This window comes from Paraburkholderia sp. SIMBA_053 (genome assembly GCF_046534895.1).
In the GTDB taxonomy this organism is placed as follows: domain Bacteria; phylum Pseudomonadota; class Gammaproteobacteria; order Burkholderiales; family Burkholderiaceae; genus Paraburkholderia; species Paraburkholderia caledonica.
This window is the reverse complement of the sequence record NZ_JAWRXU010001632.1, coordinates 1-238: the sequence shown is the minus strand read 5'-3', so window position 1 is coordinate 238 and position 238 is coordinate 1. Positions and strand designations below refer to the sequence as shown.

Sequence of the window (238 nt, the reverse complement as noted above, 5' to 3'; positions counted from 1 at the left end):
GCCGCAGACGCGCACGCCCGATGCGCATTTCATGACCGAGGTGCGCTACAAGGGTACGAAGATCGTGTCGATATTCCCGGACTACGCGGAAGGCGCGAAATTCGGCGACATCTGGCTTCACCCGAAGCAAGGCACCGATGCGGCGCTCGCACTCGCAATGGGCCATGTCATTCTCAAGGAGTTTCACCTCGCCGGCAAAAGCGACTATTTCATCGACTATTGCCGCCGCTTCACCGAC

The 238-nt window shown here is 59.2% G+C and carries 1 protein-coding gene; it reads left to right on the top strand.

What is annotated here, in order from left to right:
- A partial coding sequence (locus SB753_RS41090) for a molybdopterin-dependent oxidoreductase (RefSeq protein ID WP_410805682.1) occupies positions 1–238 on the top strand: 238 nt, incomplete at both ends.